The 24,464-nt window shown below is 65.2% G+C and carries 23 protein-coding genes; 13 read left to right on the top strand and 10 right to left on the bottom strand.

The features are described 5' to 3' along the window. Positions 1 to 57 precede the first annotated feature (57 nt). From MRBLSP13_RS17170 to MRBLSP13_RS17160, 3 genes are all read left to right on the top strand, one after another. Positions 58 to 1,065 (top strand): DNA topoisomerase IB, encoded by a 1,008-nt coding sequence (locus tag MRBLSP13_RS17170; RefSeq protein WP_363755703.1) that lies wholly within the window; start codon positions 58 to 60, stop codon positions 1,063 to 1,065. A gap of 27 nt (positions 1,066 to 1,092) precedes the next feature. Continuing rightward, positions 1,093 to 2,271, top strand: coding sequence for a mechanosensitive ion channel family protein (locus MRBLSP13_RS17165; RefSeq protein WP_363755701.1), 1,179 nt, complete (start codon positions 1,093 to 1,095; stop codon positions 2,269 to 2,271). Between the two features lie 103 nt (positions 2,272 to 2,374). Continuing rightward, on the top strand, positions 2,375 to 2,761 hold the full coding sequence (locus tag MRBLSP13_RS17160; protein ID WP_363755699.1) for a hypothetical protein: 387 nt from the start codon (positions 2,375 to 2,377) through the stop codon (positions 2,759 to 2,761). A gap of 49 nt (positions 2,762 to 2,810) precedes the next feature. On the opposite strand, the gene dgcA is transcribed toward MRBLSP13_RS17160, so the two are convergent. Continuing rightward, entirely contained in the window at positions 2,811 to 3,785 is a 975-nt protein-coding gene (dgcA, locus tag MRBLSP13_RS17155) for an N-acetyl-D-Glu racemase DgcA (protein WP_363755697.1), read from the bottom strand. A 96-nt stretch (positions 3,786 to 3,881) separates the two neighbouring features. On the opposite strand from dgcA, the gene MRBLSP13_RS17150 reads away from it, so the two are divergent. Both MRBLSP13_RS17150 and MRBLSP13_RS17145 read left to right on the top strand, forming a co-directional pair. Continuing rightward, complete coding sequence (locus tag MRBLSP13_RS17150) at positions 3,882 to 5,180, top strand: class I SAM-dependent methyltransferase (protein ID WP_363755695.1); 1,299 nt, start codon at positions 3,882 to 3,884, stop codon at positions 5,178 to 5,180. A gap of 142 nt (positions 5,181 to 5,322) precedes the next feature. Then, positions 5,323 to 7,110 (top strand): ABC transporter transmembrane domain-containing protein, encoded by a 1,788-nt coding sequence (locus MRBLSP13_RS17145; RefSeq protein ID WP_363755693.1) that lies wholly within the window; start codon positions 5,323 to 5,325, stop codon positions 7,108 to 7,110. A 12-nt stretch (positions 7,111 to 7,122) separates the two neighbouring features. Here the strand turns inward: MRBLSP13_RS17145 and MRBLSP13_RS17140 are convergent, their stop codons facing one another. Further along, the gene (locus MRBLSP13_RS17140; RefSeq protein WP_363738913.1) at positions 7,123 to 7,449 is read right to left on the bottom strand and encodes a hypothetical protein; all 327 of its coding nucleotides are present in this window, start codon (positions 7,447 to 7,449) and stop codon (positions 7,123 to 7,125) included. A gap of 2 nt (positions 7,450 to 7,451) precedes the next feature. Continuing rightward, entirely contained in the window at positions 7,452 to 8,405 is a 954-nt protein-coding gene (gene pip / locus MRBLSP13_RS17135) for a prolyl aminopeptidase (protein ID WP_363755691.1), read from the bottom strand. Positions 8,406 to 8,532: 127 nt separating this feature from the next. Between pip and MRBLSP13_RS17130 the strand changes: the two genes are divergently transcribed. Next, positions 8,533 to 9,291, top strand: a complete 759-nt coding sequence (locus MRBLSP13_RS17130) for a class I SAM-dependent methyltransferase (RefSeq protein ID WP_363755689.1) — start codon at positions 8,533 to 8,535, stop codon at positions 9,289 to 9,291. 282 nt (positions 9,292 to 9,573) lie between these two features. Beyond that, positions 9,574 to 12,264, top strand: coding sequence for a TonB-dependent receptor (locus MRBLSP13_RS17125; protein WP_363755687.1), 2,691 nt, complete (start codon positions 9,574 to 9,576; stop codon positions 12,262 to 12,264). A gap of 145 nt (positions 12,265 to 12,409) precedes the next feature. On the opposite strand, the gene MRBLSP13_RS17120 is transcribed toward MRBLSP13_RS17125, so the two are convergent. From MRBLSP13_RS17120 to MRBLSP13_RS17100, 5 genes are all read right to left on the bottom strand, one after another. After that, a complete protein-coding gene (locus tag MRBLSP13_RS17120; protein WP_363738905.1) occupies positions 12,410 to 12,727 on the bottom strand; it encodes a PilZ domain-containing protein in 318 nt (105 codons plus the stop codon). 334 nt (positions 12,728 to 13,061) lie between these two features. After that, complete coding sequence (locus tag MRBLSP13_RS17115; RefSeq protein WP_013848753.1) at positions 13,062 to 13,484, bottom strand: ExbD/TolR family protein; 423 nt, start codon at positions 13,482 to 13,484, stop codon at positions 13,062 to 13,064. A 78-nt stretch (positions 13,485 to 13,562) separates the two neighbouring features. After that, positions 13,563 to 14,051 carry an ExbD/TolR family protein gene (locus MRBLSP13_RS17110; RefSeq protein WP_363738902.1) on the bottom strand — a complete coding sequence of 163 codons (489 nt, stop codon included), beginning with the start codon at positions 14,049 to 14,051 and terminating at the stop codon, positions 13,563 to 13,565. Positions 14,052 to 14,164: 113 nt separating this feature from the next. Continuing rightward, entirely contained in the window at positions 14,165 to 14,923 is a 759-nt protein-coding gene (locus MRBLSP13_RS17105) for a MotA/TolQ/ExbB proton channel family protein (RefSeq protein WP_133653477.1), read from the bottom strand. An 86-nt stretch (positions 14,924 to 15,009) separates the two neighbouring features. Next, complete coding sequence (locus tag MRBLSP13_RS17100) at positions 15,010 to 15,666, bottom strand: energy transducer TonB (protein WP_363755685.1); 657 nt, start codon at positions 15,664 to 15,666, stop codon at positions 15,010 to 15,012. 267 nt (positions 15,667 to 15,933) lie between these two features. Between MRBLSP13_RS17100 and MRBLSP13_RS17095 the strand changes: the two genes are divergently transcribed. Together MRBLSP13_RS17095 and MRBLSP13_RS17090 are read left to right on the top strand one after the other, a co-directional pair. Continuing rightward, positions 15,934 to 16,794, top strand: coding sequence for a hypothetical protein (locus tag MRBLSP13_RS17095; RefSeq protein WP_363755683.1), 861 nt, complete (start codon positions 15,934 to 15,936; stop codon positions 16,792 to 16,794). Between the two features lie 112 nt (positions 16,795 to 16,906). Beyond that, on the top strand, positions 16,907 to 18,211 hold the full coding sequence (locus MRBLSP13_RS17090) for a homoserine dehydrogenase (RefSeq protein ID WP_133653480.1): 1,305 nt from the start codon (positions 16,907 to 16,909) through the stop codon (positions 18,209 to 18,211). Between the two features lie 67 nt (positions 18,212 to 18,278). On the opposite strand, the gene MRBLSP13_RS17085 is transcribed toward MRBLSP13_RS17090, so the two are convergent. Then, positions 18,279 to 18,611 carry a hypothetical protein gene (locus MRBLSP13_RS17085; RefSeq protein ID WP_363755681.1) on the bottom strand — a complete coding sequence of 111 codons (333 nt, stop codon included), beginning with the start codon at positions 18,609 to 18,611 and terminating at the stop codon, positions 18,279 to 18,281. A gap of 141 nt (positions 18,612 to 18,752) precedes the next feature. Between MRBLSP13_RS17085 and glpX the strand changes: the two genes are divergently transcribed. After that, on the top strand, positions 18,753 to 19,736 hold the full coding sequence (glpX, locus tag MRBLSP13_RS17080) for a class II fructose-bisphosphatase (protein ID WP_133653482.1): 984 nt from the start codon (positions 18,753 to 18,755) through the stop codon (positions 19,734 to 19,736). A gap of 179 nt (positions 19,737 to 19,915) precedes the next feature. Here glpX and MRBLSP13_RS17075 read toward each other — a convergent pair whose 3' ends face one another. Next, complete coding sequence (locus MRBLSP13_RS17075; protein WP_133653484.1) at positions 19,916 to 20,293, bottom strand: MerC domain-containing protein; 378 nt, start codon at positions 20,291 to 20,293, stop codon at positions 19,916 to 19,918. Positions 20,294 to 20,566: 273 nt separating this feature from the next. Between MRBLSP13_RS17075 and purH the strand changes: the two genes are divergently transcribed. The 3 genes from purH (at position 20,567) to MRBLSP13_RS17060 (ending at position 24,460) form a co-directional block, all read left to right on the top strand. Beyond that, a complete protein-coding gene (purH, locus tag MRBLSP13_RS17070) occupies positions 20,567 to 22,168 on the top strand; it encodes a bifunctional phosphoribosylaminoimidazolecarboxamide formyltransferase/IMP cyclohydrolase (protein WP_363755679.1) in 1,602 nt (533 codons plus the stop codon). Between the two features lie 280 nt (positions 22,169 to 22,448). Further along, entirely contained in the window at positions 22,449 to 22,790 is a 342-nt protein-coding gene (locus MRBLSP13_RS17065; protein ID WP_133653486.1) for a UrcA family protein, read from the top strand. A gap of 143 nt (positions 22,791 to 22,933) precedes the next feature. After that, positions 22,934 to 24,460: an NAD(P)/FAD-dependent oxidoreductase gene (locus tag MRBLSP13_RS17060; RefSeq protein WP_363755677.1), complete on the top strand. Its 1,527-nt coding sequence runs from the start codon at positions 22,934 to 22,936 to the stop codon at positions 24,458 to 24,460. Positions 24,461 to 24,464: the final 4 nt, after the last annotated feature.

Below are 24,464 nucleotides of genomic sequence, written 5' to 3'. Positions count from 1 at the left end.
CCGCCCCCGCATGGCGCTTCGCGGAACGAAGCGATCGACGGCGGGTTTCGGAAAATCATGCCGTCTGTTTCCGTCGTCCATGCCAATGACAGCCTGCCCGGCATCACGCGCCGGGCCGCGAAAAGGGGATGGGCCTATTTCGACGCGGGCGGCAAGCGCATCACCGATCGGGAAGAGATCGATCGGCTGAACGCCATCGCCATGCCGCCCGCCTATCGCGACTGCTGGTTCTGCCCCCACCCGCACGGCCATATCCAGGCGACCGGCTATGACGACCGGGGCCGGAAGCAATATCGATACCATGTCGATTTCCGCGCCGCGCGGGAGGCGGAGAAATATGCCGGCTGCCCGGCGTTCGGCCGCGCCCTGCCCAAGCTGCGCGCGCGGATCGAGGCCGACCTGTCCAGGCGCGGGCTGCGCAAGGAAAAGACGCTGGCCGCCGTCGTCCGCCTGCTCGACCTGGCCAAGGTGCGCGTCGGCAATGAACAATATGCCGCCGCGAACAAGAGCTTCGGCGCGACCACGCTGCGCCGCCGCCATGTCGACCTGCGCGGCCAGGCGCTGCGCCTGCGATATCGCGCCAAATCGGGGCGGGAGCATGAGCTGACGATCACCGATCGCCGGCTCGTCCGCTTCGTTCGCGCGATGCAGGACCTTCCGGGACAGCATCTCTTCCAATATCTGGATGAGGAAGGGATCGCCCGGCCGATCACCTCCAGCGACGTCAACGCCTATATATCGGAGGCGATGGGCAGCGATTTCACCGCCAAGCATTTCCGCACCTGGGGCGCCTCCGTCATTGCGTTCGAGACGCTGGCGGCGGGCGACGTGTCGCTCGGGCAGATGATAGAGCCGGTCGCCGCAGCCCTGGGCAATACCCCGGCGATCAGCCGCAAAAGCTATATCCACCCTGCGCTGATCGCACTTTGCCGCGATGGACAGGATGTCTGGCGACAGGGGCTTCGCCTGCCGCGCGCAACCCGCTATCTGTCCCGCTACGAACGCGGACTGATCGTCTTTCTGGAAGAGGCTGGCGGAACGGCCGCCCTTCCGATAGCGGCCTGATCCGCGGGCCCGAACGCAAGGATTTTCATGGCTGCCGAAAAAGACACCGCCACGCTGCCGCAGATCGATGTCCGCCCGCCCAACCTCGGCGAGATGTGGCACTCGACGGTTCACTGGTTTTCGCTCCACTATCCGCAGATCCTGATCGCCATCGGCGCGGGGGTGATCGTCTACAGCCTGCTGACGGTGCTGCGCGGCGTCGGCGGGCGGTTGAAGGGGCATCCGGGCGACACGCTGGGCCTTGCCAATGTGGTGGGCCGCGCCTTTGCCCGCACGACCCATTTCTTCATGGTGATGGTCGCCGCGCGGCTGGTGGTGAGCTATGCCAGGCCGCCGGAGATGGTGCTCAAGACCATCGCCTTCCTCTTCACCATCGCCGCCGTCTTCCAATGCGCGATCTGGGCGCGCGAGATCATATTGGGCCTGGTGGAACGGCGCACCTCGGCGGACGAGGGCCAGAGCCTGGCCAATGCCATGGGCCTGATCCGCGTGCTGGTGACCTTTGCCCTGTTCGCCATCGCGCTGATCGTCGTGCTGGACAATCTGGGGGTCAATGTCACCGGCCTGGTCGCGGGCCTTGGCATCGGCGGCATCGCCATCGGCCTTGCGGCGCAGGGCATATTTTCCGACCTGTTCGCCGCGCTGTCGATCATCTTCGACAAGCCGTTCCGGCTGGGCGAGGTCATCACCTATGACCAGACCACCGCCCGCGTGGAGCGCATTGGCCTTAAAAGCACCCATCTGCGCGCGATGAGCGGCGAGAAGAAGGTGATATCCAACGCCAACCTGCTCCAGAAGGAGATCACCAGCCTCCAGACGCTGGCGCAGCGGCGGGTGAGTTTCGCCATCGGCATCATCTACCAGACGCCGGAGGACAAGGCCGAGGCCATACCCGCCATGTTGAAGGAGATCGTCGAAGCGGAAGGGCATGTTTTCGTCAATGCAGGCCTGGTCAGCTTCGGCGCCAGTTCGCTCGACTATCAGCTCAATTTCGACGTGCCCGACCCGGACACCCATGATTATTTCGGGTCACGGCACAGCGTGGGCCTGGCGATATGGAAGCGTTTCAACGCGGAGGGGATCGAGTTTGCCTATCCGACGCAGACCAGCTTCACGGCGGCGCCGGACGGCCGCGCGATCATGCCCTATCCGGAGGTGCAGCCGGTGGTCCGCGTCGACCAGCCGCAGCGTGGCGCCCAGGGCTGACTCGCCCGACCGCATATCCGACTCGCTTTGCCTGCTCCCCCTTGCCCGGCGCGTCGTCGGGAGTCAGTCGGGGAGCGCCCTGAACGGATAATTCGGAACAGTCATGAAAAAGATCTGCCTGCTGACCGCCGCCGCGCTCGCCTTCGCCCCCGCCGCCCATGCCGAGGGGATCGGCGCCGAACTCAACTATGGGCGCGCCGACGGGCATTGGGGAACGGAAATCGGCGCCGGCTATGCCATGGATATTGGCGGCTTCAGCCTGGCGCCGGGCGGCGGCGTCTATCTGCGCGACGGCGACACGAAGCTCTACGGCCGCGTGGAGGCAAGCTACACCCTTCCCGCCTCCGCCACCATCGGCGCTGGCGTACGCTTCAGCAGCGACAATGTGCGGCCCTATGCGACGCTTGCCATGCCGCTGATCCCCAAGCTGCGCGCCAAGGCCAATGTAGGACCGAAATATTATGCGCTGGGGCTGACGCTGGGCTATTGATATCGGCGTCGGGCTGCCGCGAATGTCCGACGATCGCTTGGAAATCGCTCTAGATCTCGCCCCACAGGCTGCCCGGCCATAGCTGCCCCTCGCGCAGTTCCAGTCCCCCTTCCCGGTCCTTCGCCAGCAGCAGCGCGCCATCCAGGTCGATCCAGTCCGCCCCCTGCGCGACCAGCGCGGCGGGAGCGATGCCCAGCGACGTGCCCAGCATGCAGCCGACCATCACCCGGAATCCCCGCGCCCGCGCCTCCCGCGACAGGGCCAGGGCCTCGGTCAGCCCGCCCGCCTTGTCGAGCTTGATATTCACCGCGTCGAAATCGCCCAGCCGGTCGAGGTCGGCCCGTGTGTGGCAACTCTCATCCGCGCAGAGCGGCAGCGGCGAACGGACCCCTGCCAACCGTTCCTCCCGACCATGGAAGATCGGCTGCTCGACCATCTCCACCCCCAGTTCCGCCAGGGCCCGCGCCTCGTCCGCGATATCGAGATCATGCCAGCTCTCATTGGCATCGACGATCAGCCGCACCGCTGGCGCCCCTGCACGCACGGCGGCTATGCGCGCCCGGTCGCCATCCCCGGTCAGCTTGCATTTGAGCAGGCCGAAACCGCGCGCCGCCGCTTCGCGCGCGTCCGACTCCATCTTTTCCGGATCGCCCAGGCTGATGGTGAAGGCGGTGGGCAGCGGGCCGGGCTTCTCCACGCCGGCGAGTTGCCACACCGGTACATCGGCGCGCTTCGCCTCCAGATCCCACAGCGCGCAGTCCAGCGCATTGCGGGCGGCCCCGCGCGGCATCGTCTCCAGCAACGCCTCCCGCTCCAGAGGCCCTGCATAGGCCTGGATCGCCGCGGCGCAGCCTTCCGCCGTCTCCCCCTCATAATAGATCGCCGTGCCCTCGCCTCTTCCGACATGCGTGCCATCGCCCACCGTGCAGACGACCACATCCACCGATGTCTTCGCCCCACGGCTGATGATGAAGGCCCCCGCGACCGGCCAGCGTTCAACAGTCGCGGATATGATGCGGGTCATCGGCGTTCCCTATGCTGGCAAATATACGGGTCTATGCGAACGGTCTATCCCGCCGCATAACCAGTCTCCACCCGCAGATAAAGGACAGGCGCACCCGTGACCTCCAGAGAATTGACCGGAATCCTGTCCCTCGGCGATGCCGACGCATCGGCGTCCCGACGGCGGCCGTCGGATGCGCTGGGCGACTGGGCCTGGCGCATCGGTTTCGGCGCGATCAGCTGGCCCTGGCTGCTGGCCAGCCTGTCGGGCGGGCGCAAGGCGGACAAGCGCGCGCTGCTCGACGAACTTGGCCTGCCCCATGACGCGCTGCCGCATCTGGGTAGCTGGAAGGCCGATGTCGGCTTCCTGCGCCATATCGTCCGGGAAATCGCGGAGCTGCGGCCCGCCCATGTCGTGGAACTGGGGGCGGGCGCATCGACGCTCATCGCGGCGCGCGCCCTGGCGCTGCACGGCGGGGGTCGGCTGACCAGCTTTGACCAGCATGACGGCTTCGTGCAGGCGACCCGCAACTGGCTGGCCGATCACGGACTGACCGCCGATCTGCGCCATGCGCCGCTGGCCGTGGAGAGGGAAGACTGGCCGGGCCGCTGGTACGACATCGACAGCCTGCCCGAGAGGATCGACCTGCTGATCATCGACGGGCCGCCCTGGGCAGTGCATCCGATGGTGCGCGGCGCGGCGGACAGCCTGTTCTCCCGGCTTTCTCCGGGCGCCGTGGTGTTGCTGGACGACGCGGCGCGTCCCGGCGAACGACTCGTCGCCCGGCGCTGGCGCAAGCGTTGGCCGCATATCGAATTCCGGCTGAGGCATGACGGAACCAAGGGGACGCTGGTGGGCCGGCGCCGCGACCCATCCCTCCCGGTCGCCAACGACAATGACCATCACCGCCTTTGGCGCCATCTGGGCCGGGCAGCGGGCATCGTCGCCCTGATCGCCACGGGCTGGATTGCGCGCGGCGAACTGGGCGAATTCCCGCAACCCGCGCAGGCCTCCGCCTTCCTGGACGAGGCCGCCGCATCCCACCGCACGGGGCTGCTGCGCCAGAGCATGGCATCCCAGGTGGAAAGCGCCACGCTCAATCCCGCCGAAATCCAGCGTTCGACCGGTATCGTCCTGCCGCCGCTGCCCGCCAGTTGGCATGTCCAAGACGTGCAGCTTTATCCCACGCCCGACAGCCCGGCCATCGCCGTTTCGATCACCACGCCGCAGGGGGAGCAGCTCTCCTTCTTCGCGGACCGGGCCGAAACCCCGGCAGAGGCGCGCCCGCTGCTCGCCCGGCGCGCAGATGACGTCATCGCCTATTGGGAGGCGGGCGACATGGCCTATGCCCTGACCGGCCGCGCCGGGCCGCAGCGCATCATGACGCTGGCGGCGGAGATCGCGCCCGCAAGCTAGCGGTCTTTCGATGCCGCATTTCCCGAGCCGTCGACCGTAACCGGTCAACTTGAAAATGCTCCGGGGCGCACCGCCAGAAAGGGTCGGATTTCGAATCCGGGAATGTTCCCTTTCCCGCGAAATCCCTTTAGAGCCCGGCGTCATGCAGGATGTGGAACAGCCATCGCCGCGCGCCGGGACGCGCCCCCCACTGGGCAGCCTGTCGATGATCTGGCGCTTCGCCAGACGCTATCCCGGCCGCATCGCGGGGGCGCTCTTCGCCCTTCTCGTCTCGTCCGCCGCCACGCTGGCGATCCCGAGCGGGTTCCGGCTGGTGATCGACCGCGGCTTCATGGGCGGGGGCGACATCAGCCGCTGGTTCGAATATCTGTTCCTGATCGTCGCGATCCTGGCGCTGGCCACGGCCGCCCGCTTCTACTTCGTGTCCTGGCTGGGGGAGCGCGTCGTCGCCGACATCCGGTCCGCCACCCAGGCCAATCTGCTGCGTCAGGAACCTCGTTTCTTCGAGGAAAACCGGCCGTCCGAAATCGCATCGCGCATGACCGCCGACACCGCGATCATCGACCAGGTGGTGGGATCGACCGTGTCGATCGCGCTGCGCAACGTGGTGACGGGCATCGGCGGCCTCATCTATCTCTTCGCGCTGGCGCCCAAGCTTGCCGGGCTGCTGCTGCTTGGCATTCCCGTCATATTGGTCGCGATCATCGGCCTTGGCCGCCGCGTGCGGGCCCTGTCGCGGGCAAGCCAGGACCGGTTGGCCGAAGTCGGCAGCGTCACGTCGGAAACGCTGGGCGCGATGAAGATCGTGCAGGCCTTCGGCCAGGAGGGGCGGGAAGCGGCGCGGTTCGACAGCACGGTCGAGGCCGGCTTTGCCACCGCGCGCCGCCGGATCGCGCTGCGCGCGGCGATGACGGCGATCGTCATCGCGCTGGTCTTCGGGTCGATCACGGCGGTCATGTGGCAGGGTGCGCTGGACGTTGCCGACGGGAAGCTGTCCGGGGGCAGCATCGCCGCCTTCGTCCTGACAGGCGGCCTGGTCGCGGGCGCTTTCGGTGCGCTGTCGGAAACCTGGGGCGACCTGCTGCGCGGCGCGGGTGCCGCCGGGCGGCTGCATGAGTTGATGGGCGCGACCCCACAGATCACCGCTCCGACGCGGCCCGTGCCGGTGCCGCGGACCGAACATGGCGCGCATCTTCAGTTCGAGGACGTGCATTTCCGCTATCCCACCCGCCCCGACCAGGCGGCCCTGCACGGCATTTCGGTCGACATCGCGCCAGGCGAGACCGTTGCGATCGTCGGCCCCTCCGGCGCGGGGAAATCGACCCTGATCCAGTTGGCACTGCGCTTCTACGATCCCGATTCGGGCGTGATCCGGCTGAACGGCGTGCCGCTGCCCCAGGCCGATCCGGCGGAAGTGCGCGGCATGATGGCCATGGTGCCGCAGGAAAGCATCCTCTTCGCCGCCTCCGCACGCGACAATCTGCGCTACGGACGATGGGATGCCAGCGACGAGGATATCTGGGCAGCGGCCCGTGCCGCCAATGCGGAGGGTTTCCTGCGCGCCCTGCCGCAGGGTCTGGACAGCTTTCTGGGTGAAGGAGGCGCGCGCCTTTCCGGCGGCCAGCGCCAGCGCCTGTCAATCGCCCGCGCCCTGCTGCGCGATGCGCCGATCCTGCTGCTGGACGAAGCGACATCCGCCCTCGACGCCGAATCGGAGCGGCTGGTGCAGGACGCGCTGGGACGGTTGATGCAGGGCCGCACCACCATCGTCATCGCCCATCGGCTGGCCACCGTGAGGGCAGCCGACCGCATCCTGGTGCTGGATGAGGGGCGGCTGGTCGAACAGGGCGACCATGCCACGCTGATGCAGCAGAAGGGGCTCTATGCGCGGCTGGCCAATCTGCAGTTTCAGGATGTTGCCGCCAGCTGAGGGGCGTGACGGTTAGTGCGTGCGGCTGGTAACGTTCGCGGTGCCGTCGGCCTGGATCTCGATCAGATGGGCCGTGCCGTCATTGCACTCGGCCTTCCAGCCCTTGACGCCGGGCCGGACTTCCGTGCGCTCCGATCGGGTGACCGTGGGGCAAGCCGCCCCCGACGCGCGCACGGCCCGTTCCAGCACGCCGTTGCGCTGGGCCTCGTCCAGCTTCGCGACGGCCGCAGCGGCGCCGGTTTCTGGCGTTTCCCGGCGATCGACGGCCGTGATCCGGTCGCTGCTATCGCCGCAGGCGATCAGGGTGAACACCCCCGCCAGCACCATCCATGTGCGCATGATTATCCTTTCGCTTGAGCGGCAAACCCGTCCGTCGCCCGGATGAGCGCGTCCAATATGCCGGGTTCGTTGAATGCGTGGCCCGCCCCTTCGATCATTTCGAAGCGCGCCTGCGGCCAGGCCCGGTGCAGCGCCCAGGCGGTTTCGGCGGGACAGGCCATGTCATAGCGGCCCTGCACGATGACGCCGGGGATGCCCGCCAGTTTTCCGGCGTCGCGGATGAGCTGGCCTTCCTCCAGCCAGCCGCCATGGACGAAATAATGATTTTCGATCCGCGCGAAGGCGAGCGCGAAATCATCGGCCTCATGCGTGGCGGACAGCGTCGCGTCGGGCATCAGGCGGATGGTTTCGCCTTCCCAGACGCTCCAGGCCTTGGCCGCGGCGATCTGCCGCAACCGATCGCCGCCGGTCAGGATGCGGCGATAGGCGTGGAGCAGGTCGCCGCGTTCCGATTCCGGGATGGGCGCGACGAAGCGTTCCCATTTGTCCGGATAGATGCGGCTCGCGCCCTGCTGATAATACCAGTCGATCTCCTGCCTGCGGATGGTGAAGATGCCGCGCAGCACCAGTTCGGTGACGCGCTCGGCGTGGCTCTGGGCATAGGCCAGGGCCAGCGTCGAACCCCAGCTTCCGCCGAAGACCAGCCATTGGTCGACCCCCATCATCTGCCGCAGGCGTTCGATATCGGCGACCAGATGCCAGGTACTGTTCGCCTCCAGCTCCGCATGGGGCGTCGAGCGACCGCAGCCGCGCTGGTCGAAAAGAAGGACATCGTAGCGTTCCGGATCGAACAGGCGGCGGTGATCGGGCGATATGCCGCCGCCCGGCCCGCCATGCAGGAAGACGGCGGGCTTTGCGCCCGGCGTTCCCGCCCGCTCCCAATAGATGCGGTGGCCATCACCGACGTCGAGATATCCTGAAGCAAAGGGTTCCAAGGCGGGATAAAGCGTGCGCATGCACCAATGTGTAGAAAGTCTGGCGGCCAATGCAATCGACGGACGCGCGATCCGCTTCGATCGGCGACGCTTGAGTGGCGACGAAGCCCGGTGCATCTTTCGCGCGATTCATACAGGAGGGATTCCGATGCGTTCCACCCTTGCGCTTGTCTGCGCCGGCCTTGTCTTCGCTTGCGCTCCCGCTGCCCTGGCGAAGGCACCCGATTTTGCCGCCGCCATTGCCGATCCCGGGCGCCCCGCAGAGGCAAAGGCGCTGGACGAGGGACGCAAGCCGGCCGAAACGCTTGCCTTCCTTGGCCTGAAGCCGGGCATGAAGGCTGCGGACATCGTGACGGGTTCCGGCTATTGGGCGGAGATCATGGCCGATGTCGTCGGTCCGAAGGGGAAGGTGACGGGCTTTGAACCCAACCAGTTCACGGCCGATGCCGAAAGCCTTCAGAAATGGCAGAAGCTGCAGGCCCGTCGACCCGAAGTGCGGTGGGTCAGCTATCCCTTCGAAGCTTTCACCGCGCCGCCCGGCAGCTTCGACTTCACCATCCTCAACCTCAATTATCACGACCTTTACTGGCAGTCCCAGGAGATGGGCATTCCCGTCGCCGATCCGGCCGCCTTCGTGACGGCGCTCTACGCGGCGACGAAGCCGGGCGGGATCGTCGGCGTGATCGATCATGTCGGACCGGCGGGCGACACCCGGGCGATCGTCGACAAGCTGCACAGGATCGATCCGGCGGTGGTGAAGGCCGACTTCACCAAGGCCGGCTTCGTGCTGGAGGCGGAAAGCCCGTTGCTGGCCAATCCGCAGGACGACCACAGCAAGCCCGTGTTTGATCCCGCCATCCGCGGCAAGACCGATCGCTTCCTCTTCCGCTTTCGCAAGCCGAAATAAGGATCGTTCGAACACGGGAGGCCGGAAACGGAAGAAGCGGTCGGTGGTGCTGGGCGCGCCATCCCGCTGCGGGGCGCGTAGCGGCCATGGGCGCCCCGACGCGCGAGGGCGGCCTCATGAAGGCGGCGTCATGGATCCGGCATCCCTATTCCATGACGCTTTCCGACCGGCGGTGCGACGCCGGATTACATTTTGCGACAAATCTTTACAGGCTTTGCCAGAGTCTTGCGACAACTCCCCCCTAGAGGGAGGGCATTCAGGTTCCAATCCCAGGGGGTCATAGTGCGCCGTTCCTTCGCCTGCTTTCTGCTTCCATTGATGATGAGCGCGGCGCCGGAGGCGCTGATGGCGCAGACGGAGGGCCCCAAAGGCCCGGCCGGGCAGATGGACGATGCCGATGAGATCGTCGTCACCGGCCAGCCCCAACGCGGCGCCGTGGTCGGCAATATCAAGCCGGAGCAGCAGCTTTCCCCGGCCGATGTGCGTGCCCTGGGCGTCACGTCCATATCGGAGATGATCACGGAATTGTCGCCCCAGACCAACGGAACGCCGGTAGTGCTGCTGAACGGCAAGCGCATCTCCAGCTTTTCGGAGATTCAGGACATCCCGTCCGAAGCGGTGGCGCGCGTCGACATCCTGCCCGAAGAAGTCGCGCTCAGCTATGGCTATGCGCCGACGCAGAAGGTGGTGAACATCGTGCTGCGCCAGCGGTTCCGCGCCGAGACGGTGGACCTGCGCGCGGGCACGACGACGCAGGGGGGAGGCGACAACGGCTCCGCGGAAGGGGCCGTGCTGCGCATCCGGGGCGACAATCGCTTCACCCTGGACATGCAGTACAAGACCGCCGCATCGTTGCTGGAGAGCGAACGCGGCGTGGTGCCGACCGTGCAGGGCGATCGGGCCAATCAATTGTCCGGCATCGGCGCGTTTCTGGTGGGCGAGAATGGCATGACCGGCGGCGAGCTGGCGCATCATCGCACGCTCAGCCCGGCGACCGAGAGCTTTGCCACCAATGCGACCCTGGCCCGCGCGCTGGGCAAGATATCCATGTCCCTCAACGGACGACTGGAACTGTCCGACAGCGACAGCCTGCAGGGGTTTCAAGCAGCACAGTTCGACCTGGCCGCCGGCAATCCCTTTTCACCCCTGTCCACGCCGACGAGTTTCTATCGCTACCTGCGGCAGGCGGGCGAGCTGGGGCAACAGATCAGGGGCACGACGGGCCATGTCGGCCTGACGTTGAACGGCCTGTTGGGAGGCGGCTGGCAATGGTCCTTCACCGCCAATGGAGACTATTCCAACACCCGCACCGCGACGGATCGAGGCGTGGGCACGGCGCCGATCCAGAACGCGATCGACGCGGGGGCGGACCCCTTTGGCAGCTTCTCCGCCGACCTGCTGTCGACGCGCCTGATCGACCGGGCAAGGGCGGAATCGAAAGCGGTGCAAGGCGACCTGCTGCTGTCGGGTCCGCTGTTCGACCTGCCGGCCGGGGCGGTGACGACATCCGTTCGGGTGGGCGGCTCGGCCAATGGCTTTGACAGCTGGTCAACCCGTTCGGGCGTGGAGCGCGACACCAGCTACAGCCGCGAAATCGGCAGCGGGCAGATCAGCCTGGACGTGCCGATCACCAGCCGGACGAAGGGCGTGCTGGGCGCAATCGGCGACATCGGCGTCAATGTGAATGCGGCGGCCCAGCATTATTCCGACTTCGGCACGCTGTCGACGCTGGGCTACGGCATGCGCTGGCGGCCGGTGCCCGCCGTGCAGTTGCTGATGTCGGCCAATCAGGATCGCGCCGCTCCCACGGGCCAGCAGATCACCGATCCGCTGATCTCCACGCCCAACGTGTCGGTGTTCGACTATGCGACCGGACAAACCGTGTTCGTGACGCAACTGAGCGGCGGCAACGCCGCGCTCCGGGAGAGCGTGCGCGACCAGTTCCGCCTGAGCGCCACCATCAAGCCGTTCGACAAGCCCAACCTCACGCTGACGGCGACCTACACAAACAGCCGGACGAGCAACCCGATCTCGGCCTTCCCGACGCCGTCGCCAGCAATTGAGGAAGCCTTTCCCGGCCGGTTCGTTCGCAGCGGCGGCGTACTCACGGAGATTAGAAACTTCCCCGTCAATTATCTGCGTTCGCAGAGCGAGCAGCTGCGCTGGGGCTTCGATCTTTCCATTCCGCTGAAGTCGCATATCCAGAAGGTGGTGGAAGCGTGGCGGGCCGCGGGCGCCAAGCCGGAGGAGCGGCCCAAGGAACTGCAGGATCTGCGTGGATTGTTCGGCAATCGCGGACCGGGGGGCGGTGCCGGAGGGCCTCCTCCTGGACCGGGTGGTGGCGACCAGCCGCGGGGTGATGGCGATCGCGGCGGACCGGGCAGCCAGGGCGGAGGCTTTGGCGGCGGGCCGCGAGGACCGGGCGGCGGCTTTGGCGGATCGGGCGGTTTCGGCGGCGGACGGGGCGGCGGAGGCGGAGGGCGGCTCAGCTTCAGCCTCTACCACAGCTGGCATTTCAACGAGAATATCCTGATCGCGCCCGGCGTGCCGGAACTCGACCTGCTCAATGGGGGTGCCACCGGATCGTCGGGCGGACAGCCCCGACATGAGCTGAATGCGCGGGCCGGCTATACCAATAACGGCCTGGGCGCACGGTTGAGCGTGGATTGGCAGAGCGGCACCCGTGTCAACGGGGCGCTGGGCGGAACGGCTGGTGGCGCATCCCGGCTGGATTTCAGCAGCCTGGCGACGGTGGACCTGCGCCTGTTTGCAAATCTGGGGCAGATGCCTTCGCTGGTGAAGAACCATCCATTCCTGCGCGGTGCGCGCGTTTCGATCGGCATCGACAATCTGTTCAACCAGCGGCAGAGCGTCACCGATGCAAGCGGCAACACGCCGGTCCGCTACCAGCCGGGATATATGGACCCAACGGGCCGTGCAGTGACGATCAGCTTTCGCAAGCTGTTCTTCTGAGGAAACCGGCCGCGGCTTTTATTGGTGCCGCCATCGGGTCGGTGTTGCCGAAGCGAGGCTGCGGTCGCGACAGGGCGATCTTCGCGGGTCGGAGGGCAGCGCGATCAGGCGATTTCCCGGCATATCCACCAGCTGAAGCGCGTGATTATTCGCCGAGTCGGATGATGTGATCCAGAATGGCGGGGTGCAGCGGCCGTTCGAAGACGCATCCCGATTCATGCGCCCTGGTCCACAGCACGCGCGCGCGGCGGCCTTCAAAGCCGGGCAACATGATCCACAGATCATCGTCGGCTGTCAATTTCATGAAGCTTTTCAGGCGGAAGCCGACTTCGGAGACATCCGCGATGTGGCTCTTGAACCAGGTCTCGCCCGGTCGCCGCACCCGAACGGCGATAAGCGCCGTGCGGCGATCTGCGAGACGCGCGTTGCCGCTATAGGGTTTTGTCTGAACTCTGACGCCCATGATCCAATGCCGATTTGACCATCAGCATCATCGCCTGTCACGGTGAAGAAAGCATTAAGCCGCATCTGGCGCGGCAAAAATAAGGGGCCGCCGAAGCAGCCCCGTTCAAGGTTGCGCATCTCGCGCCCGATTGCGTCACCCCAGCCCGCGCCCGGAAACGGGAAGTCGAACATTCCCGGCCAGACAGCGGCGGCGTTTTCGCGCCCTGGGAGCACATGGACATCCGATGATCCAGCGGATGCCCGTCATGCGCTCCTTACGATGCGCATTCCTGATTTCGAGCCGGGTTCCGGCACAGCCGGACCCGGCACGAAGGCCTTAGAACATGACGGCCTTAGAAATTGCCGTACTGTTCGTTGCCGACGAAGCCCAGCTTCGTCACGCCGGCGCGTTTGATCTCCGCCAGCACTTCATCGACGACCACATAGCGCGTGGCCGCATTCGGCTGGAACTGCAGTTCCGGCTCGACCGGCAACCGCAGCGACTGCTGCAGATATTGACGCAGGGTCAGCAGGTCGATCGCAGAACCGTTCCAGGTGATGATGCCGCTGGGATCGATCGCCACCTTGTTCTTGACAGGGTCGATGACGCTGTCGGTCGGCGGGGCGTTCTGCGGCAGGTCGATCTTGACCGCGTGGGTCTGGATCGGGATGGTGATGATGAACATGATGAGGAGAACGAGCATGACGTCGATCAACGGCGTCGTGTTCATTTCCACCATCGGTTCGCCATCGTCTCTTCCGGCACTCATTGCCATGGCGATACTCCTAGAGCATTTTCAGTGATGGCCGTTGACGGCCATCCGATTTGAAAATGCAGCACAAAGGGCTGTAACTTAAAGCCGCTGCGTATGCGAACCCGGCTCGGGCTCGGATATGAAGCCGACTTTCGGGAAACCGGCGCGCTGCATCGTGTAGATGGTGCCGCCGATGCACCGATAGGGAACGTTGATGTCGCCGCGGATATGCACTTCGGGCAGATCCTCCGGCGTCAGGTTTTCAACGCCGCCCGCCTTCTTGATGTCCGCCTCAAGCTTCGCGACCGCGCGGTCGAGCAGCTCGCTGGACGTTACGCGGGTCATGTTCCAGTAGACCGCACAGCTACCGTCGGAACCCTGCGTAACCGACAGGGACACGTTTTCCGGTTTTGTCGTCGTCGGCTCGAACGCGACCTTGGGGAGCTGCAGCTGAACCGTCTGGACGACGACCGGGACCGCGATGAGAAAGATGATGAGCAACACCAGCATGACGTCGACGAGCGGCGTCGTGTTGATGTCGGACATCGGCTTGTCTTCACCGCCGTCAGAGCCAACACTCATTGCCATTGATTATTTCCTAACATGCTTGTCGATGGTGCCCCGGCAATCCGGGGCCCACGTCCGATAAGGGGATCCGAGCGTCGCAGCGCCGCCGACCCCCTTGCCGGCATCTCAGCCTATCAGGCCTTGGTCGGCGCGGCGGCCGGCTTGGCAGCCGGAGCGGCCGGGGCAGCGGCGATTGCGGGCTTCACGGCGCCGTTCGACACCAGATAGGCCAGCAGGTCGACGGTGAAGCCGGCGAGCTGTTCCTGGATCGACTTGTTGCGGCGCTGCAGGAAGTTGTAGGCGAGCACCGCGGGAACGGCCACGGCCAGACCCAGGGCGGTCATGATCAGAGCTTCACCGACCGGGCCGGCAACGGCGTCGATCGAGGCCTGACCGGCAGCACCGATCTTGATCAGCGCGCGGTAGATGCCGATAACCGTACCGAACAGACCGATGAACGGCGAGGTCGAACCGACGGTCGCGAGGAACGCGAGGCCACCGTTCAGCTTCGAGTTGATCGCCGCTTCCGAACGGGCCAGCGAGCCGTGCAGCCAGTCATGGGCTTCGACCGGGTCGGTCAGCTTGGTGTGTTCTTCCTGCGCCTTGATGCCGTCATCTACGATCTGCTTGTAGGCGGAGTTCTTTTCCAGCTTGGCGGTGCCTTCCTTCAGGCTGGCGGCGCGCCAGAAGGTCGCACGCACCTTCTTGCCCTGGTTGATCACCTTCTGCTGTTCGATCAGCTTGGTGAAGAGAATATAGAAGGTGCCGACCGACATACCGCAAAGGATGATGAAAACGGTCCAGGCGATGGTGCCGCCCTGCTGGAGCGCCTCCATCAGGCCATAGGGGTTCTCCGACTTCGGCGCAGCGGCCGCAGCGATAGACATCAACATGTTCAAGACTTCCCTCTCAAAGGATCAATAACAAGGGGAAGGCGGCGTCCGGAACAGTCCGGGGTTTCGCTCGCCCACCCTTCAAATCATTCCGGCAGACGCCAGGTGATACGGCCGTTGTACGTGTCCGACATAGGACCACCCCCGGCTGCTGTCGCGGGCTTGAACCTCGCGCGCTTCGGCAGCAGACGGCATGTCGCCTCATCAAGGTCGGCATGGCCGGTCGAAGAGGTGATGGTACAGTTGGTCACGCGGCCATCCGGACCGATTTCCAGGCGGAATCCGGCCGTACCCGAACGTTCTTCACGCTGCGCGCGGCTCGGATAGTCGGCATCGCTGAGCCAACTGCCCGGAGCGCTGCGCGGCGTTGCACGCGACGCAGGCACCGCAGGCGGTGGAGGCGCCGGGGGCGGCGGGGCCGCGACCGGAACCGGGTTGAAGACCGGCGGCGGGGTCCGAACCGTCTGGATCGGCGGAGCGGGGGCCGGGGTCTGAACAATCGGCGGCGGCGCAACGACCGGCGGCGGTTCGACCGGCTGGTCTGGCGGCGGCGGCGGCGGCTCCTCGTCCGGTGGCGGCGGTTCCTCCTTGACGTCGATCACGTTCAGCTGTTCCGCCGCCTTTTTGACATATTTCATGCCAAGACCGGTGACGAAGGCATAACCCAGAACAGCGTGAATCAGGGCGACGATAATGATCGAGATCGTACGACTCGATCCTTGCGAGTGGTCAGCATAGGCCATTCGGCAACGACACTCCTTAACTCAGCTTACCAGTTGATTATCGGCAAATAAGCCAAAAACGGCCCGAGCTGGCCGGGCTACCCCGGTCATCTTGGCCCCTATCCGTCCATTTGCTACCGTGCGAACTCCTATCGCGGCGCATCGTGGCACGCAAACGCTTTATCGATATGTTCGTTTGCGACCGTCACTACACACCGGAAAGACTTGCGTGTGGTAAATATGCCACGCGCTACTATCATTAGGACGAAGATGAAAAAAAAATCCACCATGACCCTACGGAAGCTGGCCCTTCTTTGCCTCATTTCCGCCGCACAATCGCAGATTTCCGCGGCTCAGGCGGGGTCTGAGCGGACCGTCGCGCAACCATCGGAACGGGTGGCGGGACTCGCTTACGCGGATCTCGCGGACCTCGCCGACGCCGCGCCGCTGGTGGCACAGGCGCGGATTGGCAACATCATCAAATTGAAGCCGGGACAGGCCGGCGCGGTCCCGACAGGCTATCAGAGGGTCTATATCGAGGCAAATGTGAGCAATCTGATTCGCGGCGAAGGGGGAATCAGCCCGACTGTCCGCTACCTTTACGACGCGCCGCTCGACGCGCGGGGCAAGATGCCCAAGCTCAAGAAGGCGCAGGTCATACTGTTCGCCCGTCCCGGCGCCCGTCCCGGCGAAATCCAGCTCGTCGCGCGCGATGCCCAGATCATCGCCTCGCCCGCCGAAACCGAGCGCGTGAAGGCGATCCTTTCGGAACTGGTCGCCGTCAACGCACCGCCCCGCATCGTCGGATTGGGAGATGCCTTCCATGTCGCGGGCACCATCGCGGGCGAAGGTGAGACGCAGATCTTCCTGCGAACGGAAAATGGCGATCCGGTCTCACTGTCAATATTGCGCCGGCCCGGGCAGCAGCCGCGCTGGGCCGTCGCGCTGGGAGAGATAGTGGATGAGGCCGCCCGCCCGCCGGCACCAGGCAGCCTGCTGTGGTACCGACTGGCATGCGGCCTGCCCAACGCGCTGCCGGCGCGGTCCGTCCGCGCGCTTTCTCCCCAGGATGCCGAACTGGCCCGCGCTGACTACCAGCTCGTCCTTGACGCCCTGGGTCCGTGCGGACGGACGAGGGCTGTCCGCTGATCGCGCGGCGGCGACAGTTTTCGGTCGCGCCGTCGGTTCCTTTTCCTTGGACAGATGCGCAGGGGCCGCTATCAGCGCGACGTCCCGCGAACAGGAAGGATGAACACAAGCCATGACCAATCTGCACCGCCATGCCCCGCTGCGCGTCGCGCTGGTTGGCCTCGGCACGGTGGGCGGCGGCGTCATCCGGCTGCTCCAGACGAATGCGGACCTGATCGCCCGCCGCGCCGGTTGCCCGATCCAGATCGTTGCCATCTCCGCCCGCGACCGCAACAAGGATCGCGGCGTCGACCTTTCGCCCTATGAATGGGTGGACGACATGACGACCCTCGCGGGCCGGGACGACATCGACGTGGTGGTGGAACTGATCGGCGGCGCCGATGGCCCTGCCCTCACCCTCGCCCGGCAGTGCCTGAGCGTCGGCAAACCCTTCGTCACCGCCAACAAGGCGATGCTGGCGCATCATGGCCTCGACCTCGCCGGGCTGGCCGAGAAGGCCGGCGTCGCGCTCAAATATGAAGCGGCGGTCGCAGGCGGCATCCCGGTCATCAAGGGCATGCGCGAGGGCGCGGCGGCGAACGAGATCAGCCGCGTCTACGGCATCCTCAACGGCACCTGCAACTACATCCTGACCACCATGGAAAAGGAAGGCAGGAGCTTTGACGAGGTGCTGAAGGAGGCGCAGGATCTGGGCTATGCCGAGGCCGATCCGAGCTTCGACATCGATGGCGTCGACGCGGCGCACAAGCTGACCATTCTCGCCAGCCTCGCCTTCGGCACGGAACTGGATTTCGACGCGGTCGCGACCACCGGCATCCGCCATGTCATCGCCGCCGACATCGCGGAAGCAGCGGCGCTGGGCTATCGCATCCGCCTGGTCGGCATGGCGGAGAACGGCCCCGACGGCCTGTTCCAGCGCGTCCATCCCATGCTGGTGCCGCTCGACCATCCGCTCGCCCATGTCGACGGGTCGCTGAACGCGGTGGTGGCGGAGGGCAATTTCGTCGGCCGCCTCTTCTTCCAGGGTCGCGGCGCGGGCGACGGCCCGACGGCATCGGCCGTCGTCGCGGACCTGATCGACGTGGCGCGCGACGAATATGGCGATGCGCTGGCCATGCCGGTCGCCGCGCTGGCGCAGCAGAAGCCTGCGGATGCCGGCAAGCGCGTAGGCCGCGCCTATCTGCGCTTCAAGGTGCAGGACCGTCCAGGCGTGCTGGCGGAGATCGCAGCGGCAACCCGCGACGCCGGCGTGTCCATCGAGAGCATGATCCAGCGCGGCGCCAGCCAGACTGACGGCGTGCTGGTGGCGATCGTCACCCATGCGGGCGAAGAACGCTGCGTGCGCGAGACGCTGGACCGGCTGGCCGGGTCGGACAGCCTGCTGCAAACACCGATGGTGATGCATATTCTGGATTGAGGAGAAGCGCGCGATCCGTCCGCGCCTCCCCTCGCCCCCGCGCCCGGACTGACCCAGGCGGTCGGGTTCAATCCGGCGCAAGTCCCCTCTGATCCAGTCCGAAACTGCGCACCAGTGTCTGGCCAATCGGTTCGCCAAGCTGGAATATCCGGCGATGGGCGCGCTTGGGACAATCCATATTGCCGACGATCCGGCACGGCCGCGCATCGAAACGATAGGCGGTCATCTTGCCGTCGCCGGGTGCCGCTGTACCGCCCACCAGGCGCTGTTCCTGTGTCGCCGGCCCGGTCAGGCACAGCGCCGGCACGGCCTGGCATGGCGCGGGCCGAACCTTGGCGATCCGGCGCGGCAGCACGTCGGGCGGGGCGGAAAGGCTGGCGGCAATCAGCAGGAGGATCATCGGGGCGCCCCTTGGTCTTGTCCTGCTGCGAACGCCAGGGACGCGCTTCCGTTGCATCCGCCTTGCGAAAAGCACACCCTCGACAATGGTCCGACGACATCCTATCGCGCTCTCCAAAATAGCTGCTGAAGAGGAAAAGACATGGTGCAGGCAAGCTCGATACTCGATCGCGTGCTGGTGCTGGAAATGGTGCGCGTGACCGAAGCGGCCGCGATCGCAGCATCGAAGCTGATCGGCCGCGGCGATGAAAAGGCGGCCGACGCCGCCGCAGTCGAAGCGATGCGCCTGGCCTTCAACGACCTTTATATGGACGGCACCGTCGTCATCGGCGAAGGCGAGCGTGACGAGGCGCCGATGCTTTATATCGGGGAAAAGGTCGGCAATGCGATCGGCACCGGCCCCCGGATCGACATCGCGCTCGATCCGCTGGAGGGCACCACCATCACGGCCAAGGCCGGTCCCAATGCGCTGGCGGTGCTGGCCATTTCGGAAGAAGGCGGCCTGCTCAATGCGCCGGACGTCTATATGGAGAAGCTGGCCGTCGGCCCCGGCCTGCCCGAAGGCATCATCGACCTCAACAAATCGGTGAAGGAGAATGTCGAGGCGGTCGCCCATGCCAAGGGCGTCGACCCGCATGAGATCATCGTCTGCGTGCTCGACCGGCCGCGCCATGAAAAGCTGATCGCGGAACTGCGCGCCATTGGCTGCGGCATCATGCTGATCCCCGACGGGGACGTGGCGGGGGTGATCGCCACCACCAATCCGGAAACCAATATCGACATGTATATGGGTTCGGGCGGCGCACCGGAGGGCGTGCTGGCCTGCGCGGCGCTGCGCTGCGTCGGCGGACAGTTCAAGGGCAAGCTGCTGTTCCGCAATGATGACGAGCGGGCCCGCGCCCGGAAATGGGGCATTGCGGATCTCGACAAGGTCTATGACCTCAACGAACTGGCGAAGGGCGACTGCATCTTTGCCGCGACGGGCGTCACTGACGGCTCGCTGCTGGCCGGGGTGAAGCGGCTGCCGGGTGGCAAGCTCACAACCGACAGCGTCGTGATGCGCGCCAGCACGGGCACGGTGCGGTGGGTGAAGGGCGAGCATCGGCTGGACCGGAAGCCGATCTAGAGCGATTTCCAAGCGATCGGAACCGATCGCTGGTTAAGAAATCGGGGAAATAAGGAATCCAGGGCGGCGATCTGATTCAATCAGATCGAAACCCGCTCTGGAACAGTCAGGAAATCGCTGCAAGGCAATGGCATGGGGCTTTGATCAACCGCCCTGTGCCATGCGCGGCGTCGATGCGGCTAGCGTCCGGCGCGGTGATTGAGATCGTGACCCAGCGCCAGGATCGCGACGCCCAACAGCGTATAGGCGCTTTCCTGCAAACCATGGTCCATGGTCAGCGCGCCGGCCATGATGCCCAGGCCCAGCGATCCGATCGCGGCAGGCATCATGAAGCCGTGCGCCACCGCACCATGGCCGAGCGCCACGGCGCCCAGCAGGATCGCCAGCACCAGGCCGGTCTCATGGAAAATCGGACTTTCGAATATGCCGCCCGCCGAGGCCATCACGCCCAGCAGCACGGCCGTGCCGAAGCAATGCGCCACGCACATGCCCGACAGAGCGATCGCGATGCGATCGATCCGGCCGTTGAGCAGATGGTGGCGAAGGCTGATCGGCATGGTTCGAGGTACATAGGCGAGACAAAGAAAAGTTACAACATATCATTCGCCATTTTTCACGATCTCGCGCGACAGGCGCTTCCCATCATATTGCCCGATGCGCCCTGCCCCTTTCTCATATCAAGAAGCCTTTGGTCGCCCGCGCCACGGCGCCGCCCTCCCCCGGCCGCTCCAGCCGCGATTTCCCGGCCGGCAGATGTTCCATTCCGGGCAAAATCGCTCTAGAGGGCTGCCGCAAGCCTGAACGGCATTCGAACAGCAGGAAGCACCCCCATGTCAGACGTCATCATCAAGCGCGCCCTTCTTTCCGTGTCCGACAAGTCCGGCCTGGTCGAACTGGGGCAGGCGCTGGGCAGGCATGGTGTAGAACTGGTTTCCACCGGCGGCACGGCCAAGGCTCTGCGCGAGGCGGGACTGGAGGTGAAGGACATTTCCGACCTCACTGGCTTCCCGGAAATGATGGACGGACGGGTCAAGACGCTGCACCCCAAGGTGCACGGCGGGCTGCTGGCCGTGCGCGACAATCCAGAGCATGTCGCCTCCATGCAGGAGCATGAGATCGGCGCGATCGACCTGGTCGTCGTCAATCTTTATCCCTTCGCCGCCACTGTCGCCAAGGGCGCGGCGCGCGAGGAAATCATCGAGAATATCGACATTGGCGGTCCTTCCATGGTCCGCTCCGCCGCCAAGAATCACGAAAGCGTGGCGATCGTCACCGACCCCGCCGACTATGCCCGGCTGATCGCCGAAATGGAGGAGAAGGCGGGCGCGACGAGTTACGACTTCCGCCGCATGCTCGCGGCCAAGGCCTATGCCGCCACCGCCGCCTATGATTCGATGATCGCGAGCTGGTTCGCCTTCGCCGACCAGGGCGTGCAGTTCCCCGAAAGCCTCTCGGTCTCCAGCAAGCTGGGTTCGACGCTGCGCTATGGCGAAAATCCGCACCAGTCGGCGGCGCTCTACCTGCCGGTCGGCGGCGGCTCGGCTTCTGGCGCCAACGGCATCGCCCAGGCGCGGCAGATCCAGGGCAAGGAACTCAGCTACAATAATTACAATGACGCCGACGCCGCGCTGGAGCTGGTCAGCGAATTCCGCGACGGCCCGCCGACCGTCGTGATCGTGAAGCATGCCAATCCGTGCGGCGTTGCCACCGGCGACACGCTGATCGAAGCCTATGAGGCCGCCCTCGCCTGCGACAGCGTATCGGCGTTCGGCGGCATCATTGCCGTCAACCGTCCGTTGGACGGGCCCACGGCCGAAGCGATCAGCGGCATCTTCACCGAAGTCGTCGCCGCGCCCGACGCGGATGAGGAGGCGAAGGCGATCTTCGCGAAGAAGAAGAACCTCCGCCTGCTGCTGACCGGCGAACTGCCCGATCCGGTGCGCCCCGGCCTCCAGATCAAGAGCATTGCGGGCGGGCTGCTGGTCCAGAGCCGCGACAATGGCCGCATCAGTCGCGACCAGCTGAAGGTGGTGACGAAGCGCGCGCCCACGGAGCAGGAACTGAGCGACTGCCTGTTCGCATGGACCGTCGCCAAGCATGTGAAGTCGAATGCCATCGTCTATGCCAGGGGCAACAGCACCGCCGGCATCGGCGCGGGTCAGATGAATCGCCTGGAATCCGCCCGCATCGCAGCGTGGAAGGCGAAGGATGCCGCCGACAAGGCAGGCTGGGCGGAGGCGCGGACCATCGGCTCGGCCGTGGCGTCGGATGCCTTCTTCCCCTTTGCCGACGGTCTGCTGGCCGCGGTCGAGGCAGGCGCCACGGCCGTGATCCAGCCGGGCGGCTCGATCCGCGATGATGAAGTCATCGCCGCTGCCGACGAGGCGGGGCTGGCGATGGTGTTCACCGGCATGCGCCACTTCCGCCACTGAGCATCTTGCCGAAAGTGGGCAGCGCTTTCCCGCCTTTACCGATGCAGCGGCGGGAACGGGGAGCGCGACCTGCGGCGCGATCAAAGGCAGGCGTCCGGGGCATGATTGGTGCGGATGCGAAAGGAGAGAAGATCCTTTCGCATCCGCAAAAATAGCGGTTTTCAGCCAATTTTTATCAACTGGCCTCTTTTCCTCGACCTTCATGAAGCTTATCTCATGCGCGACCCTTCTCCCACGTCAGGCGTTGGGCAGATCCCATGAGTTCGACAGGAGATACAGGATGACCAGAAAGATGCTGGTGGCGCTGACCGCCGCCATGACGCTAGCCTTGCCCGCGGCAAACGCCTTTGCGGGGATCAACGATATGGACGTGGTGGTCGACGGACGGACTGGCGCGGAAACCCGCAGCATCGCCGTTTCGATGGCCGACCTGAACCTTAGCAGCACCCATGGCGCCCGCATGGCCGATTCCCGCATCACCAAGGCCGCCAAGAAGGTCTGCGGCTGGATGAACGGATCGATCCTGCCGGCAACGCCGGAATATCGCGCCTGCTTCGGTGATGCGCTCGACGGGGCACGGACCGACCTCAACACGCTGATCCAGGCGCAGCGCCAGGGCTGACCTGCGCCATTGCAAAAAGCGAATGCCGGCGGCTTAGCCAGGCCGCCGGCATTGCCTTATCTTGCATTGTTACCGGTCATTAACTACTCCTTAGAAGATTTCCTTCACCTAAAATCGGCAAAGGATTTCATCGGGGGGCCTAGATGCCGCAGAACGACCACAATGTGGATGTCGCCATTATTGGCGCGGGTCCGGCCGGGCTTACTGCGGCTTATCTGCTGAGCAAAAAGGGCTATTCGGTCAGCGTCATCGAAAAGGACGCCGTCTATGTCGGCGGCATCAGCCGGACAGTGGAACTTGACGGCTTCCGTTTCGATATTGGCGGCCATCGTTTCTTTTCCAAGTCGAAGGAGGTCGTTGACCTCTGGAACGAGATTTTGCCCGACGATTTCATTGTGCGCCCGCGCATGAGCCGCATCTATTATGAGGGCAAATTCTACAGCTATCCGCTGCGCGCCTTCGAGGCGCTGGGCAATCTGGGGCTGTGGCGGTCAACACTTTGCATGGCGAGCTTCGCCAAGGCGAAGCTGTTCCCCAATCGGGATGTCCGCTCCTTCCAGGACTGGACGGTCAATGCCTTTGGCCACAAGCTGTTCTCGATCTTCTTCAAGACCTATACGGAGAAGGTGTGGGGCATGCCCTGCGACGAAATGTCGGCGGATTGGGCGGCGCAGCGCATCAAGGGACTGTCGCTGTGGGGCGCGGTGACCGACGGGCTCAAGCGATCCCTGGGCCTCAACAAAAGGCCCAATGACGGCATGGCGACCAAGACTCTGCTGGAAAGCTTCCGCTATCCGCGCCTTGGCCCCGGCATGATGTGGGAAGCGGCCCGCGACTTCGTGCTCGCGCGCGGCAACAGCGTGCTGATGGCCCATAGCCTGGGACAATTGTCGCAGGATCAGGCCAGCGGCCGCTGGCGCATGACGGCAAACGGACCGGACGGGGAAGTCGCCATTACCGCCGGCCATGTCATCAGTTCCGCGCCGATGCGCGAACTGGCCGGGCGCATCCAGCCCCAGCCCGCGACGCTGGGCCAGGCGATGGACCTCAAATATCGCGATTTCCTGACCGTGGCGCTGATGGTGAAGGGCAAGGATATCTTTCCCGACAACTGGATCTACATCCACGATCCGAAGGTGCAGGTCGGCCGAATCCAGAATTTCCGCAGCTGGTCGCCCGAAATGGTGCCGGACCCGGACCTTGCCTGCGTCGGCCTGGAATATTTCTGCTTCGAGGGCGACGGCCTCTGGTCGTCGAGCGACGCCAATCTGATCGAACTGGCGAAGAGGGAAATGGCGACGCTGGGCCTGTGCAACCCCGATCATGTCGTCGGCGGCGCGGTGGTGCGGCAGGAAAAGGCCTATCCGGTCTATGATGACGGCTATGCCGACAATGTCCTTGCCATGCGCACCGAACTGCAACGGCTCTATCCCACGCTGCATCTGGTGGGGCGCAACGGCATGCACCGCTACAATAACCAGGATCATGCGATGATGACGGCGATGCTGACGGTCCGCAATATCGAAGCGGGCGAGCAGCTTTACGACATCTGGGCGGTCAACGAGGATGCCGAATATCATGAAGCGGGCGAGGAAGGGCAGGACGCCGCCGGCCAGCGCGCCGCGCTCGCCAGCGAGAGGCTGGTGCCCAATCGTCTGAAGGCGGCCTGACCCC

It is taken from the genome of Sphingobium sp. LSP13-1-1.1 (assembly GCF_040676415.1).
Taxonomy (GTDB): Bacteria; Pseudomonadota; Alphaproteobacteria; order Sphingomonadales; family Sphingomonadaceae; genus Sphingobium.
The sequence above is the reverse complement of the archived record's forward strand: the minus strand, read 5'-3'. Positions and strand labels throughout refer to the sequence as shown.